17 protein-coding genes are annotated in these 16,751 nt (G+C 61.0%); 5 read left to right on the forward strand and 12 right to left on the reverse strand.

All coding sequences use genetic code 11. The annotated features are described in order from the left end of the window. Positions 1–85: 85 nt before the first annotated feature. On the reverse strand, positions 86–454 hold the full coding sequence (locus BK667_RS04145) for a DUF6124 family protein (protein ID WP_123596849.1): 369 nt from the start codon (positions 452–454) through the stop codon (positions 86–88). 678 nt (positions 455–1,132) lie between these two features. Between BK667_RS04145 and relB the strand changes: the two genes are divergently transcribed. The 3 genes from relB (at position 1,133) to BK667_RS04160 (ending at position 3,203) form a co-directional block, all read left to right on the forward strand. Next, complete coding sequence (gene relB / locus BK667_RS04150) at positions 1,133–1,324, forward strand: type II toxin-antitoxin system RelB family antitoxin (protein WP_123596850.1); 192 nt, start codon at positions 1,133–1,135, stop codon at positions 1,322–1,324. Continuing rightward, positions 1,314–1,583: a type II toxin-antitoxin system RelE/ParE family toxin gene (locus tag BK667_RS04155; RefSeq protein ID WP_123596851.1), complete on the forward strand. Its 270-nt coding sequence runs from the start codon at positions 1,314–1,316 to the stop codon at positions 1,581–1,583. The genes relB and BK667_RS04155 overlap by 11 nt, the downstream gene beginning before the upstream one ends. Before the next feature lie 174 nt (positions 1,584–1,757). Then, on the forward strand, positions 1,758–3,203 hold the full coding sequence (locus tag BK667_RS04160) for a SulP family inorganic anion transporter (RefSeq protein ID WP_123596852.1): 1,446 nt from the start codon (positions 1,758–1,760) through the stop codon (positions 3,201–3,203). A 23-nt stretch (positions 3,204–3,226) separates the two neighbouring features. On the opposite strand, the gene BK667_RS04165 is transcribed toward BK667_RS04160, so the two are convergent. Continuing rightward, on the reverse strand, positions 3,227–4,633 hold the full coding sequence (locus BK667_RS04165; protein WP_123596853.1) for a M15 family metallopeptidase: 1,407 nt from the start codon (positions 4,631–4,633) through the stop codon (positions 3,227–3,229). Between the two features lie 26 nt (positions 4,634–4,659). Beyond that, on the reverse strand, positions 4,660–5,553 hold the full coding sequence (locus tag BK667_RS04170; RefSeq protein ID WP_185058171.1) for an AraC family transcriptional regulator: 894 nt from the start codon (positions 5,551–5,553) through the stop codon (positions 4,660–4,662). Between the two features lie 138 nt (positions 5,554–5,691). On the opposite strand from BK667_RS04170, the gene BK667_RS04175 reads away from it, so the two are divergent. After that, a complete protein-coding gene (locus tag BK667_RS04175) occupies positions 5,692–6,435 on the forward strand; it encodes an SDR family NAD(P)-dependent oxidoreductase (protein WP_123596854.1) in 744 nt (247 codons plus the stop codon). Here BK667_RS04175 and BK667_RS04180 read toward each other — a convergent pair. The 7 genes from BK667_RS04180 to aotJ form a co-directional block, all read right to left on the reverse strand. Then, entirely contained in the window at positions 6,432–6,944 is a 513-nt protein-coding gene (locus BK667_RS04180; RefSeq protein WP_123596855.1) for a GNAT family N-acetyltransferase, read from the reverse strand. The genes BK667_RS04175 and BK667_RS04180 overlap by 4 nt on opposite strands. Continuing rightward, positions 6,944–7,852, reverse strand: coding sequence for a MurR/RpiR family transcriptional regulator (locus tag BK667_RS04185; protein ID WP_123596856.1), 909 nt, complete (start codon positions 7,850–7,852; stop codon positions 6,944–6,946). Before BK667_RS04185 ends, BK667_RS04180 begins: the two co-directional genes overlap by 1 nt. 83 nt (positions 7,853–7,935) lie before the next feature. Further along, complete coding sequence (locus BK667_RS04190; protein ID WP_123596857.1) at positions 7,936–8,700, reverse strand: ABC transporter ATP-binding protein; 765 nt, start codon at positions 8,698–8,700, stop codon at positions 7,936–7,938. Between the two features lie 19 nt (positions 8,701–8,719). Then, positions 8,720–9,832 (reverse strand): succinylglutamate desuccinylase/aspartoacylase family protein, encoded by a 1,113-nt coding sequence (locus BK667_RS04195; RefSeq protein ID WP_123508965.1) that lies wholly within the window; start codon positions 9,830–9,832, stop codon positions 8,720–8,722. A gap of 9 nt (positions 9,833–9,841) precedes the next feature. Continuing rightward, positions 9,842–10,537, reverse strand: a complete 696-nt coding sequence (locus BK667_RS04200; protein WP_123596858.1) for an ABC transporter permease — start codon at positions 10,535–10,537, stop codon at positions 9,842–9,844. 16 nt (positions 10,538–10,553) lie between these two features. After that, entirely contained in the window at positions 10,554–11,243 is a 690-nt protein-coding gene (locus BK667_RS04205; protein WP_123596859.1) for an ABC transporter permease, read from the reverse strand. 62 nt (positions 11,244–11,305) lie between these two features. After that, entirely contained in the window at positions 11,306–12,082 is a 777-nt protein-coding gene (aotJ, locus tag BK667_RS04210; protein ID WP_123596860.1) for an L-arginine-binding protein AotJ, read from the reverse strand. Positions 12,083–12,508: 426 nt separating this feature from the next. Here aotJ and BK667_RS04220 point away from each other — a divergent pair, with 426 nt between their 5' ends. Beyond that, entirely contained in the window at positions 12,509–13,549 is a 1,041-nt protein-coding gene (locus tag BK667_RS04220) for a gamma-aminobutyric acid-binding protein (protein WP_123596861.1), read from the forward strand. A gap of 157 nt (positions 13,550–13,706) precedes the next feature. Here BK667_RS04220 and BK667_RS04225 read toward each other — a convergent pair whose 3' ends face one another. Together BK667_RS04225 and BK667_RS04230 are read right to left on the reverse strand one after the other, a co-directional pair. Then, positions 13,707–15,017 (reverse strand): MFS transporter, encoded by a 1,311-nt coding sequence (locus tag BK667_RS04225; RefSeq protein WP_259697854.1) that lies wholly within the window; start codon positions 15,015–15,017, stop codon positions 13,707–13,709. A 189-nt stretch (positions 15,018–15,206) separates the two neighbouring features. After that, positions 15,207–16,067: a CAP domain-containing protein gene (locus tag BK667_RS04230; protein WP_123596863.1), complete on the reverse strand. Its 861-nt coding sequence runs from the start codon at positions 16,065–16,067 to the stop codon at positions 15,207–15,209. Positions 16,068–16,751 lie beyond the last annotated feature (684 nt).

Below are 16,751 nucleotides of genomic sequence, written 5' to 3' on the forward strand. Positions count from 1 at the left end.
TTGCCCGCGAAGAACGATGACGCGGTGTGTCAGACCTGACGCCTTCGCGAGCAAGCTTTGCTCCTACAGGGGATGTGCCTGGCTGCTACCCAGGCTTGTGGTTATCCAGCACGCGATTGAGCGCCAGCTCACCGATCAGGAGCGACCGATGCAACACCAGCATCGTATGGCGTCGCGGGTTGTCCTCCAGTTCGGCGAGGTCGTTGACCATTTTGCGGCACGATGACAGCGACTCGTAGGCCTCAACCAGCAACGTTTCGTCATCCACCGCTGCGTCGATGGTGAGGAAGGTGCCGGATGTGCGGGGCGGTATCTGCGTTTTGGTCGCCCCGGGGTTGAGGTAGAAATCGAGTGCGCGGTCTGTCGCCGCTTTCATTTTCTTGGGGTCAAGATCAAAAGAGGCGTCGTAGGGTACTGGACCCGTGTGCGGGGGGTTAGGCGTTACCTTGAACATAGATAGAACTCCTTATGTCGTAAATAAAGAGCCAACCAACCTCGCTACCAAACGAATGGGTGGTGGCCATACGCAGGTTGGTAGACCGGGACATAAGGAAACCGGCGCACCCGAAGATGCCCTGTGCATGACCACCATAATGCCGAGACGAAAAACGCCGCGAATGGTGATGCTGTGCAGTCCTTACATCCGGGCTACCAAACCCGATCACTGTTTTTCAGCGACGGGGAAACGATAAAGTCCGGGGCCAAGACGCACAAGCCGGCGGATTCTGGCGTACCTGTAGGCAACGACGCAAGGCGTTGTAGCCTTTGGTGGCGTAACACGGGGTGTCTTTAAACACGCGTCCTACATGGCGTGTTTACTTTCAATAAACTCGACGAAAAGTCCGACAGCATTTGAAGGTTGGCCGTCGGAAGTTCGAGGTTTACCGTAGCAACCTCCATCAGTTAGCAGAGGTTGATCATGTTCAAAGAACCCATAAGTCTTCCTGAGTCAGATGCTGTAGGAGCAATATGCTGGCCTTTAATCGGATCTACCATTGAGAGTTCGGAAGATGCCGATACTCTTGGTTTTAGCTGGCTTTCGCGGCGCGGGTGTGGATGTACTTCATCTGGCCAGCAACGACAGCGAGACACAGACCGATTAGACTCGTCGGTATCAATCCCGGAGGTCATTATGAGCGCTGAACTGTCCCCCATCGTTTCAGAGTTCACCACCGAAGAGCAGGCTGCTAGCTACGACCGATGGCTGCGAGCCAAAGTGCAAGCTTCATTGAATGATCCGCGTCCGAATGTCCCGCATGATCAGGTGATGGCGGATATGCGGGCCCTTATCGAATCAAAGCGCAACAAGCACGATGCTGGTTGAGTGGCGACCCGAAGCGCGGGCTGAACTTTGGAAAATCCTGGATTTTATTGGTGACCGCCACTTTGTGGCAGCAAGCGAGCTGTACCAAGCCATTGAAGTTGCTACCTCAGCCCTTCCCGAACATCCCTATCTTTATCGACTTGGTCGAGTACCCGGTACTCGGGAAATCGTTGCGCATCCCAACTATCTGGTGATCTATCGAGTGACGGATCGAATCGAGATCCTGAGTGTTTTGCATGCCAGACAGGAGTACCCATGACTTTCACGGGGCGGAATCAATAAACTTTCAGTCACGGTGACATACAAAGTCCGACAGTCTTGCTTCGCCCCACCAACCACTGGCCCAACCGCCCCCAATTCCGTAACATCCCCACCCCTCATTCCCCGCAACTCCCCGCGGCCAATTCCACCGGCCCGCATGTTCAGGTAAGCCATGAAACCACAACGCCTTCGCGCCGATGCCCTGGCCGGGCTCACTACATCCTTCGCGTTGCTGCCCGAATGCATCGCCTTCGCCCTGGTCGCTCACCTCAATCCACTGATGGGCCTCTACGGCGCGTTTATCATCTGCACATTGACCGCGCTGTTCGGCGGGCGGCCGGGGATGGTGTCCGGTGCTGCCGGGTCGATGGCGGTGGTGATTGTGGCGTTGGTGGTGCAACACGGCGTGCAGTATTTGCTGGCGACGGTGCTGTTGGGCGGGTTGATCATGATGGCGTTCGGGCTGTTGCGGCTGGGCAAACTGGTGCGCATGGTGCCGCATCCGGTGATGCTCGGTTTCGTGAATGGCCTGGCGATCATCATTGCGCTGGCGCAGTTGGAGCATTTCAAAAGCGGCGACACCTGGCTCAGTGGCACGCCGCTTTACGTGATGAGCGGGTTGGTGGCGCTGACCATGGCGATCGTTTATCTGCTGCCGCGCCTGACTCGTGCGGTGCCGCCCGCTTTGGTGGCGATCCTTGGCGTCGGGTTGGCGGTGTTTCTGCTCGGCTTGCCGACCCGCACTCTGGGCGACATGGCGCACATTGCCGGCGGCTTGCCGACGTTGGCGTTGCCTGACATTCCGTGGAACCTGGACACCCTGCGCATCATCGCGCCCTACGCGATTTTGATGGCGCTGGTCGGCCTGCTGGAAACCCTGCTGACCCTGAACCTCACCGACGAAATCACCGAGAGCCGTGGCTACCCGGATCGCGAGTGTGTGGCGCTGGGTGCGGCGAATATGGTGTCGGGCGCGTTCGGCGGCATGGGTGGCTGCGCGATGATCGGCCAGACCGTGATCAACCTCAGTTCCGGTGGTCGCGGCCGACTTTCCGGTGTGGTCGCCGGGGTGATGATTCTGCTGTTCGTGCTGTTTCTGTCGCCGCTGATCGAGCGCATTCCGCTGGCGGCATTGGTCGGCGTGATGTTCGTGGTGTCGCAACAGACCTTCGCCTGGGCCTCGCTGCGGGTGATCAACAAAGTGCCGCTCAACGATGTGCTGGTAATCATCGCCGTGACCGCCATCACTGTGTTCACCGACCTGGCCACCGCCGTGCTCTGCGGGATCATCATCGCCGCGCTCAACTTCGCCTGGCAGCAGGCCCGCGAGCTGTACGCCGACACCTACCTGGAAACCGACGGCAGCAAACTCTATCGCCTGCATGGCACGCTGTTCTTCGCCTCAACCGCGCCGTTTCTCAACCAGTTCGATCCTGCCAACGACCCGGCGCAAGTGACGCTTGATTGCCGTCACCTGAGCTTCGTCGACTACTCGGCCATCGCCGCGTTGAAGACGTTGCGTGAGCGCTACGACAAGGCTGGCAAGCATCTACGGGTGTTTCACTTGTCGGAGCGCTGCAAGCAGATGCTCAAGCGGGCAGGGGAGCGGCATGATTGAGGTCGATGCCGGTGAGCGCGTGATCAGCGCTCTGGAAGCCCCCAACGCTCACGCAACTGCACATACTCAGCTTCCGGCAATTGCACCAGCAACGGCATCTGCCCTGGATCCAGCCAACCCAACAGCCGCTTGATATCCGCCGGGTCCATGGCCGTACACCCCAACGTCGGCGACGTCGGCCCGCGCCAGATATGGAAGAAAATGCACGACCCTGCACCGGCCACCGCCGGCGTGTTGTGCTCGATGAAAATGCCATTTCGGTACATGTCATCGTCACGCCGCATGGTTTCGGAGCTGTTCCAGTCCTTGGCCACTGTCGCGCCGTCGACCAGTTCGTTGTAGCGTTTGGACTGGCTGTCATCCACGCATTCGAGGGTTGGGGTCAGCGGCAGGTAGGGCAGTTGGGTGTCGGTGGTTTTGTCGTAGCCAAAGGCTGTGCCGAGTTTGAAAATCCCGGCCGGGGCCTTGCCATCACCTTCACGTTTGACGGGCCCCTGGCGTGGTTCGACGACGGTCAGCCCCTTGCCCCAGGCCAGCCCGTTTTTACCGACCACCACCGCAAACGGTTCGCCGGTTTTTTGAAAGGTGTTGCCGTGACGCTCATAGCGTTGGGCGGTGCCCTGGATGGCGCTCCAGTTTTTGGTGGTGACGATAATCAGTTGCTGGCTGGTACTGAGCGCCAGCGGGGTAATGGGGAAATCCATGACCTGATTCAACGCCGGATTGCCGGTGTAGGTGAAGTGCCACCACTCTTTCGAGTAACCGACAAACCCCTCTTTTTCCATGGCGCTGGTGAGTCGCTGGCGATTGGTTTTTGCGCTCGCGTTGATGGCCGTGCTGTCGGCATGGGCCGGCTCGTCGAAGCAGTCGAAACCGGTGCCCATGTCCAGCGCGCCATCCTGCCAGCGCTGGCCATAAGGGGCGGTGCAATCGACTTGGGGGATAGCGGGCGACCAGATTGCAGCGGGCGGCGCTTTTGGACTGGTCAGGGTCAGGTCCACCGTGCTGCCCTTGGAATGCCCCGAGATCCGCGCCACGTAACCCAAACGCCAGAAGTCTTGCTTGTCCACCCGTGGATAGAACTCGGCTTTGGTGGGATCGCCGGGCACCTTGGCGAAGTTGCCCATATCGGCAACCGCGCGGGCAGGCCGATAGCAATCGAAGACCTTCAACCCGTAGCCTTGCGCCTGCAAAGCGGTTTGCACCCGGGCCAGGGCCTTGGCCGCCTCCTCTGACAACAGGCATTCGGGCGCCTCGTAACCGTCGAGCGGATGGCCGGTGAAGTTGTGGGCCGTGGCGTAGCGGATGTCCTGCTCGATGCCCGGAGCGATCGAACGCAGATACACCATGTGCTCGGGCCGTGGCTCGGCATTGGCAATGCACGGCAGCACAAGGCACAGGGTCATCAGGATTTTGTTCAGCGCCTGCATGGGATGCCTCCAGTGACTGTCCATGTTCATCGGGTCGCCCCTCGTGTATCGGCCAGAATCCTCGCCGCATCCCGCGCCGGCGGCAAGCCGAATACGCGAGCATAGTCGCGACTGAACTGGGTCGCGCTTTCATAGCCGACATCGAACGCCGCGCTGGTGACGCTTTTGGCACTGGCCACCAGCAACGTGCGGGCCTGAAGCAGCCGAACGTGTTTTTGATACTGCAAGGGGCTGAAGTTGGTCACGGCCTTGAAGTGGCGGTGGAAGGAGGACACGCTCATCGCCGCTTTCTGCGCCAGGGCGTCCACTCGTAGCGGTTCGGCAAAGTCGCGGCGGATCCACTGGATGGCTTGGCTCACGCGGGCCATCGCGCTATCGGGTGCGGCGATTTCCCGCAGCATCGCGCCGTGGGGACCTTGCAACACCCGATAGAGAATCTCCCGCTCATAGACCGGGCCCAGCGCCGCAATGTCTGCCGGCCGATCCATCAATCGCAGCATGCGCACCCAGGCGTCCATCAGCTCGGGGGTAACGGCGGCGACCGAGAATCCGGTTTCCTGTTCGTGACGCCCGGTCGCCGGGGGCAGGTCCGCCAGCAGGTTTGCCACAACGCTAGGGTCGAGCGTCAGGCTGACGGCCAGGTAAGGCTCGCCGGTCGCGGCCGGATGCACCTGGCCCACCGCCGGCAACTCGATGGACATGACGAAATATGTCGCCGGGTCGTAGCGCAGCGTGCGGTCGCCGACGGTCATCGACTTACTGCCCGTCAGGATCAGGTTGATCATCGGGTCATAAACAGCGGCCAGCAGATGTTCCGGGATCGCCCCCTGAACCATCGCCACCCGTGGAATACCGGTTTCGGTACGCCGATTTTCAGCCCTGGCAGCCAAGGTCCTGAGTTCATTCAGTTGAGTGTTCATGGGGAGACATCTGATCCCATGGCTCCCCACGGCGCAAGCAGAAAGCAGAAACAGGCAGTTTTCGAGCAGAATCGGCTGCGCTCGCCGGGAGGTCAATCGCTACCGTAGTGGCTTACCTCATTCACAGCGGAGCAGCACATGAACATTACCCTGATCACCGGCGGCAGCCGCGGCATAGGCGCCGCCACTGCCCAGTTATGTGCCCAACGTGGCATGGGCGTGATCCTGACCTACAACAGCAATGCGCAGGCCGCCGAGTCGGTGGTGGCGGCTATCAACGCTGAAGGCGGCAAGGCTGTTGCGCTTGAACTGGACGTGGGCAATGTCGGGGCATTCGGCGTTTTTGTTGATGCAGTTCGACAAACGCTGCAATCGACCTGGCAGAAGACCACCCTGAACGGCCTGGTCAACAACGCAGGTCACGGCTTGTTCAACCCGATCGAGACGGTCACCGAAGCACAATTCGACAGCCTGATGGGCGTGCACCTCAAAGGCCCGTTCTTCCTGACCCAGGGGCTGTTGCCGCTGATGGCGGAAGGTTCGAGCATCGTCAACCTGACCAGCGCGACCACCCGCGTGGCCACCGCGGGCGTCGCGCCATACGCTGCGTTCAAGGGCGGACTGGACGTGCTGACTCGCTACATGGCCAAGGAATTCGGTGAGCGGCGCATCCGCGCCAATGCGGTTTCGCCGGGCGCGATCCGCACGGAACTGGGCGGCGGCTTGAATGACGAATTCGAAGCACTGCTCGCTTCGCAAACTGCCCTCGGTCGGGTCGGTGAACCAGGCGACGTCGCACGGGTCATCGCCACGTTGCTGTCCGAGGACAGTGGCTGGATCAACGGGCAGAGCATCGACGTGTCGGGTGGCTACATCCTCTAAAGCTGATCGGCCTTATACACCAGGCTTTGCGGCTGTCCCGGCACGTCATCGAGCACATCAAACCGTTGCATGCCGATTTTCTCCAGCACTCCGATTGAGGCCTGATGGCTTGGCCGGACCAGCGCAAACACCTGCTCGGCCTTCAGCTCATTGAAAGCGAACGCCAGCGCCGTGGTGCCCAATTCCGTGGCGTAACCCTTGCCCCACGCGGCGGCAGCAAATCGATAGCCGAGGTTGAGGCGCTCGACGGCAAGGTAGTTGTACAACGCAATGCCGCCGAAACCGATGACATGCTCCGGCGCTTCACGGGTTGCAATCGCCCATTGTCCGTAACCGTTTTCGTCCCAGTGGCGCAGCCAGCCTTGCAGCAAGGTTTCGGCCTGTTGAAGATCGGACAGCGGCCCGGCCGGGTTGAATTGATTAGTCGCCGGGTCGCCATAGATCGCAAACAGACGCGCCAGGTCTTCGGCTGTCGGTGGCCTCAAGCTCAATCGTGCAGTGGTGATCATTATTTTTTCGGCGCTTTGGTGCTGGTGGGAATGTGCAGGTAAGCCATCACGCTTTCAGTCAGCTCGGTGGCCAGTTTCACTGCTTCCTTGTTGCGCGCCATGACCCCCGCGACCAGGCCTTCGATCAACGCAAGCACGGCGATGTTGGAACTGGTCAGGACCGGGTGATCGGCGGGGGCGAACAAGGTGTGCTCGGCGATGCCGGTCAGCGGTGAGGCGGGGGAGTCGGTGATCGCCAGCACCGTCGCTCCACGCTCGCTGGCGAAGCGCGCCAGTTGCAGGGTGTCGAGGGAATAGCGCGGCAGGGAGATTGCCAGCAACACGTCCTGATCGGTGATTGCGGCGAGGCGGTACGCGGCGTTTTCGTTGCCGCCTTCCATGCTGATGGCGGTGGCGTCGGCGCAGAAGGGCATCAGGGTCGAAGCGGCGAGGCCGGCGAAGTAGACGCTGTTGCCGAAGCCAAGGATGTAGATCTTGCGCGCAGTCGTCAGGCGGGTGACGAAGGCTTCAAAGGTGTCGGCATGGTTGTTGGTCGCTGCCGTGGCGAGGTTGCTGCTGGCGCTCTGGATTTGCTCATGCAGGCCAAACGCGCCGCCCGGCCGATGGGCCAATTCGTTGCGCAGTTTGTCCACCGGCGAAACCATCTGCTGCAACGTCGCCACCAGTTCGGCCTTCATCCCGGTGTAGCCGCCCAGGTCCAGGGCCTTGGCCAGGCGATTGACCGCTGCGGGTGAGGTCGAAGTTTCGTGAGCCATCTCTTCGATGGTCAGGGTCGCCGCGCGCAACGGGTGACGCAGGATAAAGTCCGCGACCTTGCGCAGCGACGGCGGCAACTCGGCAACGACTTCCGCCAGTTTGCGCATGACCGGCGCGGCGTAGACCGTGGTGTTTTTCGATGGGGTCGGCATGTGCGGCTCAACAGTTCCTGAGGGCATAAGGTTGGCTGGAGTGTATCCGAAGCCAACCGTCGGTGCGCAGCGGGTCTGCCGGACTATTTCAAACTCCCGGACAAGAACTGCTGCAGGCGTTCGGATTGCGGATTGACCAGCACTTCACGCGGGTTGCCACGTTCTTCGACCTGGCCTTTATGCAGGAACACCAATTGATTCGACACCTCCCGGGCAAAGCCCATTTCGTGGGTGACGACCACCATGGTCCGGCCTTCCAGGGCCAGGTCCTGCATGACTTTGAGTACTTCGCCGACCAGTTCCGGGTCGAGGGCCGAGGTGGGTTCGTCGAACAGCATCACTTCCGGCTCCATCGCCAGCGCCCGGGCAATCGCCACGCGCTGTTGTTCGCCGCCGGACATGTGCGCCGGCCACGCATCCTTTCGATGGGCGACGCCGACTTTATTCAGGTAGTGCTCGGCCTTTTCCCGCGCGTCTTTTTTGCTCATGCCCAGCACGTGCACCGGGGCTTCCATGACATTTTCCAGGGCGCTCATGTGCGACCAGAGGTTGAAGTGCTGGAACACCATCGACAGCCGCGAACGCATGCGTTGCAGCTGTTTGGGTTCAGCTGCCTTGAGGCCGCCAAGTTTGTTGGTCACCAGTTTCAGCGGTTCGCCGTTGAGCACGATGTTGCCGGCGTTGGGCTGCTCCAGCAGGTTGATGCAACGCAGGAACGTGCTTTTTCCGGAGCCGCTGGAGCCGATGATGCTGATCACATCGCCAGCCTTCGCTTCCAGGGACACACCCTTGAGCACTTCATGGCTGCCGTAGCTTTTGTGCAGGTTCTGGATTTCAAGTTTGTACATGCTGTTCACTCTTCTGGCGTCAGTCGCTGAGCAAGCGACCCTGGCGAATAAGGCGGGTGCCGGCGACTTTGGCCAGCCACAAACCGGGCTGGGCAAAGCGCAGGCGTTCCCGGGCATAGAGGATGCCGTCGGTGCTGGCGCGCACGATGCTGTGGCGATCGGTCAGCGGATCCAGCACTTCAAACAGCGGATCACCGACCCGCACCTGCGCGCCCAACGGTTGCAGGAAACTCACCACGCCGGGGTGCGGCGCATAGGCGTATTGCGCACCGGCGAAGGGCGTTGCTTCACAGTAGAAGAAAGGCGCTTCGGGCCAGTCACCGCTGATCAGGCCTTGTTCGGCGAGGTAGCCGAGAATGGCTTCGGCGCTGTCGATGCATTGCTCACGCTCGGTGTCGGCCATGCCGCGCAGTTCGATGGTGGTTGCCACGCACGCCAATGGAATCGCCGCTTCGGGAAACAGTTCGGCCAAGCGCAACCACGGAAACGCGCAGGCTTCGTCGAAGGCACTGCCGCCGGCATCTTCGGCCAGCAGCGCGGCGCCGGCACCGAGTCGGGCGGCCAATGAACGCAAACGCGGCCAGTTTTGTGGCATGGCGTAAAGCAGCATGATCGACTCGAAATCGCAGTGCAGGTCCAGCACCACATCCGCGTCGCACGCATGCTGCAGCAACAGACGACGCAGGCCATCGAGTTCCGAGGTCGCGGGTGGCATGTCGGCGAGGACAGCGGCCATGGCGCGGCGGATCAGTGCGGTGTTGACGTTGGCATCGTCGCCCAGTTGACCGTTCACCAGCGCGGCCACGGCTTCGGTCAGCTCCGGAAAGTCGCGGTTGAAATTCTTGCCGCTGTTGAATTCGAAACGACCCTGATGGGTGGCCTGGAACATCTGCGCAATGCCGATGGGGTTGGCGATCGGCACCAACTCGATCACCCCGTTCAGCCGACCTTGTTCTTCCAGCACCCGCAGACGCCGCTTGAGTTCCACCGCCACGCGCATCCCCGGCAGTTCATCGGCATGCAAGGACGCCTGGATGTAAACCTTGCGCGGCCCGCTGCCAAAGCGAAACAGCGACAGGCGCCGCTCCGTGCCCGAAGCACTCCACGGCAACAAATATTCAATGTGTTGCATAAACGCTCCTTAATGCTTGCGCGGTGCCAGGTACGCCAGCCAACGGCGCTCGGCCAGTTTGAACAGACGCACCAGAATGAAGGTCAGGGCCAGGTAGATCAGGCCGGCGGTGATGAACGCCTCGAACGGCAGGTAGAACCGCGAACTGACCGTCCGCGCGGCGCCGGTGATGTCCACCAGCGTGACAATCGACGCGAGGCTGGTGGTTTGCAGCATCATCAGCACTTCGTTGCTGTACTGCGGCAGCGCCCGGCGCAGGGCCGACGGCAGCAGAATTCGCCGATACAACGTGAAGCGCGACATGCCCATGGCTTTGGCGGCTTCGATCTCGCCGTGGGCGGTGGACTTCAAACTGCCGGCCAGCAGTTCGGCGCTGTAGGCACTGGTGTTAATCGCGAAGGCCAGGCACGCGCAAAAGGTTGCGCTGGACAGGTACGGCCAGAGCGCGCTTTCCCGCACGGCGGCGAACTGCGCCAGGCCGTAATAGATCAGGAACAATTGCACCAGCATCGGCGTGCCGCGAATCACGTAGGTGTAGAGCCACGCCGGGGCGTTGAGCAGCGGCGAGCGCGACACGCGCATCAAGGCCAGCGGGATCGCCAGCACCAGGCCGCACGCCAGGGAAATCAGCAGCACTTTGAGGGTCAACAAGGCGCCACTGAAATACAGCGGCAGGTTTTCCCAGATCAGGTTGTAGTCGAGCATCGAGGTTCGCTCCCGATCACAATTCGGCGGCTTTGATGCCGACCGAGTAGTGTTTTTCCAGATAGCGCAGCACCAGCAATGACACGCTGGTGAGCATCAGGTACAGCGCCGCCACGGCGAGGAAAAACGTGAAGGGCTCGTGGGTCGCATCCGCTGCGTTCTTGGCTTTGAACATCATGTCCTGCAACCCGATCACCGAAATCAGCGCGGTGGATTTGGTCAGCACCAGCCAGTTGTTGGTGAACCCGGGAATGGCGAAACGAATCATCTGCGGCACCAGGATTCGCCAGAACACTTGCCCACCACTCAAGCCATACGCCGCCCCGGCTTCAGCCTGACCCTTGGGGATCGCCATGAACGCGCCGCGAAAGGTTTCCGAGAGGTAGGCGCCAAAAATGAAGCCCATGGTGCAGACGCCGGCAATGAATGGATTGATGTCGATGTAGTGGGTGTAACCCAGCGCGAGGGCGATGCGGTTCACCAGGTCCTGGCCGCCGTAGAAGATCAACAGGATCAGCACCAGGTCCGGGATGCCGCGAATCAGGGTGGTGTAGCTTTCGCCGAGCATGGCCAGCCATTTGAGCGGCGACAGGCGAAACGCCGCGCCGATCAGGCCGAGGGCAATCGCCATGGCCATGGAGGTCAGGGCCAGGTTAATGGTCAGCCAGGCGCCATCGAGAATGCTCGATCCGTAGCCGTGAAGCATGATGAAGTTCCTCTATCAACGGGCGAGATGCACCGCCCTTTCGGGCGGGAGCCAAGGTGGGTTTATTCGCCGTAGATATCGAACGCGAAGTACTTGGCCATCACTTGCTGGTACTTGCCGTTGGCGCGGATCGCGTCAATCGCGGTGTTGAGGCGGACGGTGTTCACACTGTCACCCTTGCGCACCGCGATCCCGGCGCCGCGACCGAAGTATTTCGGGTCGTTGATGTCCGGGCCGACGAGGGCGAAACCGTTGCCGGCCGGGGTTTTGATGAAGCTCTCATCGGTGTTGACGATGTCGGCGAGGGTGGCGTCCAGGCGACCCGAGGCCAGGTCGAGGAAGGCTTCGTTTTGCGAGCCGTAGCGCACGACGTTGACCCCGGCTTTTTCAAGTTGCTCGGTGGCGAAACGGTCGTAGGTCGAAGAGCGTTGCACCCCGACTTTCTTGCCCTTGAGGTCCACCAACGGGTCGTTGATCACGTTGCCGGCCTTCATCGCGAACTTGCCCGGCGTGTGGTAGTACTTTTTGCTGAAGTCGACCGACTTCAAGCGGTCTTCGGTGATCGACATCGACGACAACACAGCGTCGATCTTGCGCACTTTGAGCGACGGGATCATGCCGTCGAATTCCTGGATCACCCACTCACATTTGATCTTCATCTCTTCGCACAGCGCATTGCCGATGTCGTAGTCGAAACCACTGACATTGCCTTCCGGGGTTTTGTAGGAGAAGGGTGGGTAAGCGGCTTCGATCCCGATGCGCAGGCTGTCTTCGTCGGCGTGAGCCAGGAAGCTGGCGGCGCACAGGGTCAGGGCGCCTAGAAGTGCTGTCTTGTTCATATTGTTGACTCCTTGAGAGCGATTTTTGTGTGGCTATAAATGGCACGTAATATTTCATAAATCAATATGGTGAAAATAAACATATCAAAGCGAGGCGTAAAAAAAGCCCGGATGGGTCCGTGGCAAGTTGTTTACAGGCGTCTTGCGTGAGGGTTTCAGTGGGATGAGGAGGCTGTGAATACCGTCAGTCGGATCACCCGCTAACGAGCTTTTTTATCGCTCCCAAGCATATTTTTAATAATTTTCCTCGGCAGACGGATGTCGCACTATCGAGCCACACCCAGCGTGGTTCGGCTCTCTCGGATGAAAGCCGTTTCGCATAACGATGTAGGTCCCATGAGGCCAGCACGATGGAACTGTTATTGGTCTCTGGCCAGCACTGCCCGGCTTTACCCTAATTTTAAAAAACAGCTGCGGGAGCGTTCCATGTCTTTAACCTTACGTACGTGCATTCCTTTTTCCCTGGCCCTGTTGTGCACCGGCGTGTTCGCCGCGCCGCAGGATTTGACCGTCATCTCGTTTGGCGGCGTCACCAAGCAGGCCCAGGACAAAGCCTACTTCCAACCTTTCAACGCCAGTGGTGCCGGACGCATCGTCGCGGGTGAATACAACGGCGAACTGTCGAAAATCAAAGCGATGGTCGATGTCGGCCACACCAGTTGGGACGTGGTCGAGGTCGAGAGTCCGGAGCTGCTGCGCGGCTGTGATGCCGGTCTGTTCGAGAAACTCGACCCGGCCAGTTTTGGCGACCAGAGCCAGTTTGTGCCGGGGACGTTTACCGAGTGCGGCGTGGCCACTTACGTCTGGTCGATGGTCATGGCGTTCGACCAGAACAAGCTGACCAAGACCCCTTCGTCCTGGGCGGATTTCTGGAACGTCAACGACTTCCCGGGCAAGCGCGGACTGCGCAAAGGCGCCAAGTACACACTGGAAATCGCACTGCTGGCCGATGGCGTCGCGCCGGATCAACTCTACAAAGTGCTGAACACCCCCGAAGGTGTGAGCCGGGCGTTTGCCAAGCTCGACAAGATCAAGTCGAACATCCAGTGGTGGGAGGCGGGCGCCCAACCGGCGCAGTGGTTGATTGCCGGTGACGTGGTGATGAGCGCCGCCTACAACGGCCGCATCGCTTCAGCGCAGAAAGAGGGCATGAACCTGAGCATCGTCTGGCCGCAAAGCCTCTACGACCCGGAATATTGGGCTGTGGTCAAAGGCACGCCGAACAAGGCCCTGGCCGAGCGTTTCATCGCATTCGCCAGCCAGCCGCAGACCCAGAAAGTGTTCTCGGAAAACATCCCTTATGGGCCGGTTCATCGCCAGGCGTTAGCGCTGTTGCCGCAGCAAGTGCAACAGCAATTGCCGACGGCCGAAGCCAACATGGCCAAGGCCCGGGCGGTAGATGCGGAGTTCTGGGTGGACCATGGCGAGGAGCTGGAAGAACGCTTTAATGCGTGGGCGGCTCGCTAATCAAGCGCTGAAGAACCTGCGGCAAAAGGGCTTTTGTGGCGAGGGAGCTTGCTGTGGCGAGGGGGCTTGCCCCCGTTGGGTCGCGAAGCGGCCCTCGCTTTTAAGGGGACTGCTGCGCAGTCCAACGGGGGCAAGCCACCTCGCCACAGGTTCGGTGTTATGCGTTACGCGCCACCAACCGCAACGCACTCGCCACACTCCCCACCGCCGCAAACCCCGCACCAATGCTCAGCGCCAACACCGGGCCATGGGTGCCCGACATTCCGAAGCTCAACGCCACCAACGCAGCACCGGTCGCCTGGCCAATCAGCCGAGCCATGGCGATGGTCCCACTGGCACCGCTGCTGCGTTCCCTCGGGGCGCTGGTCATCAGGGCTTTCTGGTTCGGCGCCTGGAAAAAGCCGAAGCCGATGCCACAGATGATCATGCGAATCACGATCCCGGTAGCGCTGAGATCCGCCGGCATGATTGCCAGGGACACCATCCCCGCACTCAGAATGGCCAGGCCGATACCGCCCAGCAGGCCAGGCGGATAGGTGTCGGACAGGCGCCCGGCCATCGGCGCGATGAGGGCTACGACGATGGACCATGGGGTCATCAGAAAACCGGTCTGGATCGGGTCGCGGCCCAGGGTCGTTTCGAAGAAGAAGGGCAACGAGACGAACGCCAACCCTTGGGTGGCGAAGGAACAGAACGCGGTCAGCGTCGAGAGGGCAAACATCGGCCGCTTGAGCAAATCCAGGGGGAACATTGGCGCCGGATGCCCGACTTCGCGGCGCAGCATCAAGGCCCCTGCGATCAGGAACACCGCCAGGGCGATCACCACGCTGCTCATCGAGCCCAACTGCGCGGCCTGGCTCAGCGCGAAAATCAACGCACCAAAGGTGATGACATTGAGCACGGCGGTCAGCCGATCAAACACCACGGCTTTGGGCGGACTGGTTGGCAGGGAGCTCCAGGCGAAGGTCAGGGCAAACAGCCCCAGGGGCAGGTTGATCGCAAACAGCCAGGGCCAATTGGCCACCGACAGCACCAGCGAGGCAATGGTCGGGCCGGCGGCGAAGCAGGTGCCGACCACCAGCGCGTTCAAACCCAGGCCACGGCCCATGCGTTCCGGGGGAAAGATCAAACCGATCAGCGCGGCATTGACGCTCATGATGGCGCTGGCTCCGACACCCTGGAGCACGCGGGCCACGGTCAGGGTCGGCAGTGACCACGCGAGCGCGCACAACCCCGAAGCCACCACGAACAGGATGATGCCGCTGAGGAATACTTTGCGGTGCCCAATGATTCCGCCCAGAGCGGCGAACGGCAGTAACGTGGCCACGGCCGCCAGTTGATAGGCATTGATGATCCACACCGAGGCGGCGGGGGAGGCGTTGAGGTCCGCAGCGATGGTGGGCAGCGCCGTGTTGGCGATGGCGGTATCGAGTACCGCCAGGGCGATCGATACCAGAATCGCCACCAGCCCGCGCAGTTCACGGGGGGTGAGTTTGCCGGGGGCGGCGGTCGGGAGTGGTGCGGCGGGCTGAGTCATCCGTTGCGACCGGCCAAGGCAAGAACTGAAAGACTGATCATGCTGATTCCCCGTATGCAGGCGTTGCGCAAGGGCCTCACTCTACCTAAATCCGTGGCTGTTCTGTAGACGGCTTTTTGCTCACTTTGCCCCGAACAGCATCGTCCAGTACACACCCTCATCGCTGCGTGCATCCGTGGCAAAGGCTGCGCCGACTTGAGTGAACATCGGGTTCATCAGGTTGGCGCAGTGCCCGGGGCTTGCGAGCCAACCGGCCATCGCCTTGCTCGGTGAACCCTGGCCGGCGGCGATGTTTTCGCCGATCTGCCGGCCACGGAAACCAGCGGCCCTGGCACGGTCCGCCGGCATTTCACCGTCGGGGTCCTGGTGCGCGAAGTAATTGCCGTAGGCCATGTCCTTGCTGTGGCCTTGCGCGGCGGCGCCCAGCGCAGCATTCCAACTCAGTGGCCGAGCGGCGGCGAAGCGCTGGCGCCCACACATCCGTGGCCGTGCCCGTGCGGCGTTGACCTCGGCCAGCAAGGTCTTGCCGGCCGCTCGGCCGTCGCTGACCTGACTGTCCAGCACGGGTCGCGCCAGCACGATTTGCCATTCGCTGCGGGCGCGACTAATGCCGATGTCGGCGTACTGCGCATCGAGCAACGCGCCGCAGTAGTTGTCCTGCAACCTGTCAAAGGCGTCCTCGGCATCCTGCGCACCGACCAGACGGATGGTCCGCACGGTCACCGCTTGATAACCGTTCTGCTTCAACCCCTCGCGCAAAGGACCGCCATAACCGATCGGCAACGCCAGGTTCGACTTCAGCGCCAGAGGCCTCAAGCCTTGGACCGGGCGTATCGAACAACCACGCGGGTGGGCGCGGTAATCGTTAATCTCCGACACCAGCTGCCGCTCCTCACTGGCATGGGCGGGCGTGGCGAACAGGGGAAATAGCGGAACAAGGCAGAGCGAAACAACGCGAAAAGACACGACGAATTGGCGCATGAGGCGAACGGCTCTGAGGAGATGACGACGGTACTGGCGATCATTGGGCTCAAGACACGCTTGTCGAGTGGGGGGACGAGCGTATGACAGGGCAGGTCTAAGACTGCGGGTTTCAAATCTGGTTCATGGGAGGGAAGGGCAAATTTTGGGGCGGGGGTGATTGCCATAATCGACCCGCCGCAGATCCCCATGTGGGAGCGAGCTTGCTCGCGAAGGCGGGGTGTCAGCCAACATCAATTTTGGATGTGCCGGCCTCTTCGCGAGCAAGCTCGCTCCCACAGGGGTTCAGTGTGGATCGCTAATCCTGTGCCCACCACAGATCCCTTGTGGGAGCGAGCTTGCTCGCGATAGCTGAGTGTCAGCCACCATTAATGCTGAATGTGCTGGCCCCTTCGCGAGCAAGCCCGCTCCCACAGGGATTCAGTGTTGATCAGGAGTGTTGTGCCCGCCGCAGATCCCTTGTGGGAGCGAGCTTGCTCGCGATAGCTGAGTGTCAGCCACCATTAATGCTGAATGTGCCGGCCCCTTCGCGAGCAGGCTCGCTCCCACAGGGTTCAGTGTTGATCAGGAGTGTTGTGCCCGCCGCAGATCCCTTGTGGGAGCGAGCTTGCTCGCGATAGCTGAGTGTCAGCCACCATTAATGCTGAATGTGCCGGCCCCTTCGCGAGCAAGCCCGCTCCCACA

This window comes from Pseudomonas frederiksbergensis, from assembly GCF_003732705.1.
In the GTDB taxonomy this organism is placed as follows: domain Bacteria; phylum Pseudomonadota; class Gammaproteobacteria; order Pseudomonadales; family Pseudomonadaceae; genus Aquipseudomonas; species Aquipseudomonas frederiksbergensis_F.

Coding starts and splice junctions, on each gene's coding strand:
- BK667_RS04145 (WP_123596849.1), bottom strand. CDS start 454: ATGTTCAAGGTAACGCCTAACCCCCCGCACACGGGTCCAGTACCCTAC.
- relB (WP_123596850.1), top strand. CDS start 1,133: ATGAGCGCTGAACTGTCCCCCATCGTTTCAGAGTTCACCACCGAAGAG.
- BK667_RS04155 (WP_123596851.1), top strand. CDS start 1,314: ATGCTGGTTGAGTGGCGACCCGAAGCGCGGGCTGAACTTTGGAAAATC.
- BK667_RS04160 (WP_123596852.1), top strand. CDS start 1,758: ATGAAACCACAACGCCTTCGCGCCGATGCCCTGGCCGGGCTCACTACA.
- BK667_RS04165 (WP_123596853.1), bottom strand. CDS start 4,633: ATGCAGGCGCTGAACAAAATCCTGATGACCCTGTGCCTTGTGCTGCCG.
- BK667_RS04170 (WP_185058171.1), bottom strand. CDS start 5,553: ATGAACACTCAACTGAATGAACTCAGGACCTTGGCTGCCAGGGCTGAA.
- BK667_RS04175 (WP_123596854.1), top strand. CDS start 5,692: ATGAACATTACCCTGATCACCGGCGGCAGCCGCGGCATAGGCGCCGCC.
- BK667_RS04180 (WP_123596855.1), bottom strand. CDS start 6,944: ATGATCACCACTGCACGATTGAGCTTGAGGCCACCGACAGCCGAAGAC.
- BK667_RS04185 (WP_123596856.1), bottom strand. CDS start 7,852: ATGCCGACCCCATCGAAAAACACCACGGTCTACGCCGCGCCGGTCATG.
- BK667_RS04190 (WP_123596857.1), bottom strand. CDS start 8,700: ATGTACAAACTTGAAATCCAGAACCTGCACAAAAGCTACGGCAGCCAT.
- BK667_RS04195 (WP_123508965.1), bottom strand. CDS start 9,832: ATGCAACACATTGAATATTTGTTGCCGTGGAGTGCTTCGGGCACGGAG.
- BK667_RS04200 (WP_123596858.1), bottom strand. CDS start 10,537: ATGCTCGACTACAACCTGATCTGGGAAAACCTGCCGCTGTATTTCAGT.
- BK667_RS04205 (WP_123596859.1), bottom strand. CDS start 11,243: ATGCTTCACGGCTACGGATCGAGCATTCTCGATGGCGCCTGGCTGACC.
- aotJ (WP_123596860.1), bottom strand. CDS start 12,082: ATGAACAAGACAGCACTTCTAGGCGCCCTGACCCTGTGCGCCGCCAGC.
- BK667_RS04220 (WP_123596861.1), top strand. CDS start 12,509: ATGTCTTTAACCTTACGTACGTGCATTCCTTTTTCCCTGGCCCTGTTG.
- BK667_RS04230 (WP_123596863.1), bottom strand. CDS start 16,067: ATGCGCCAATTCGTCGTGTCTTTTCGCGTTGTTTCGCTCTGCCTTGTT.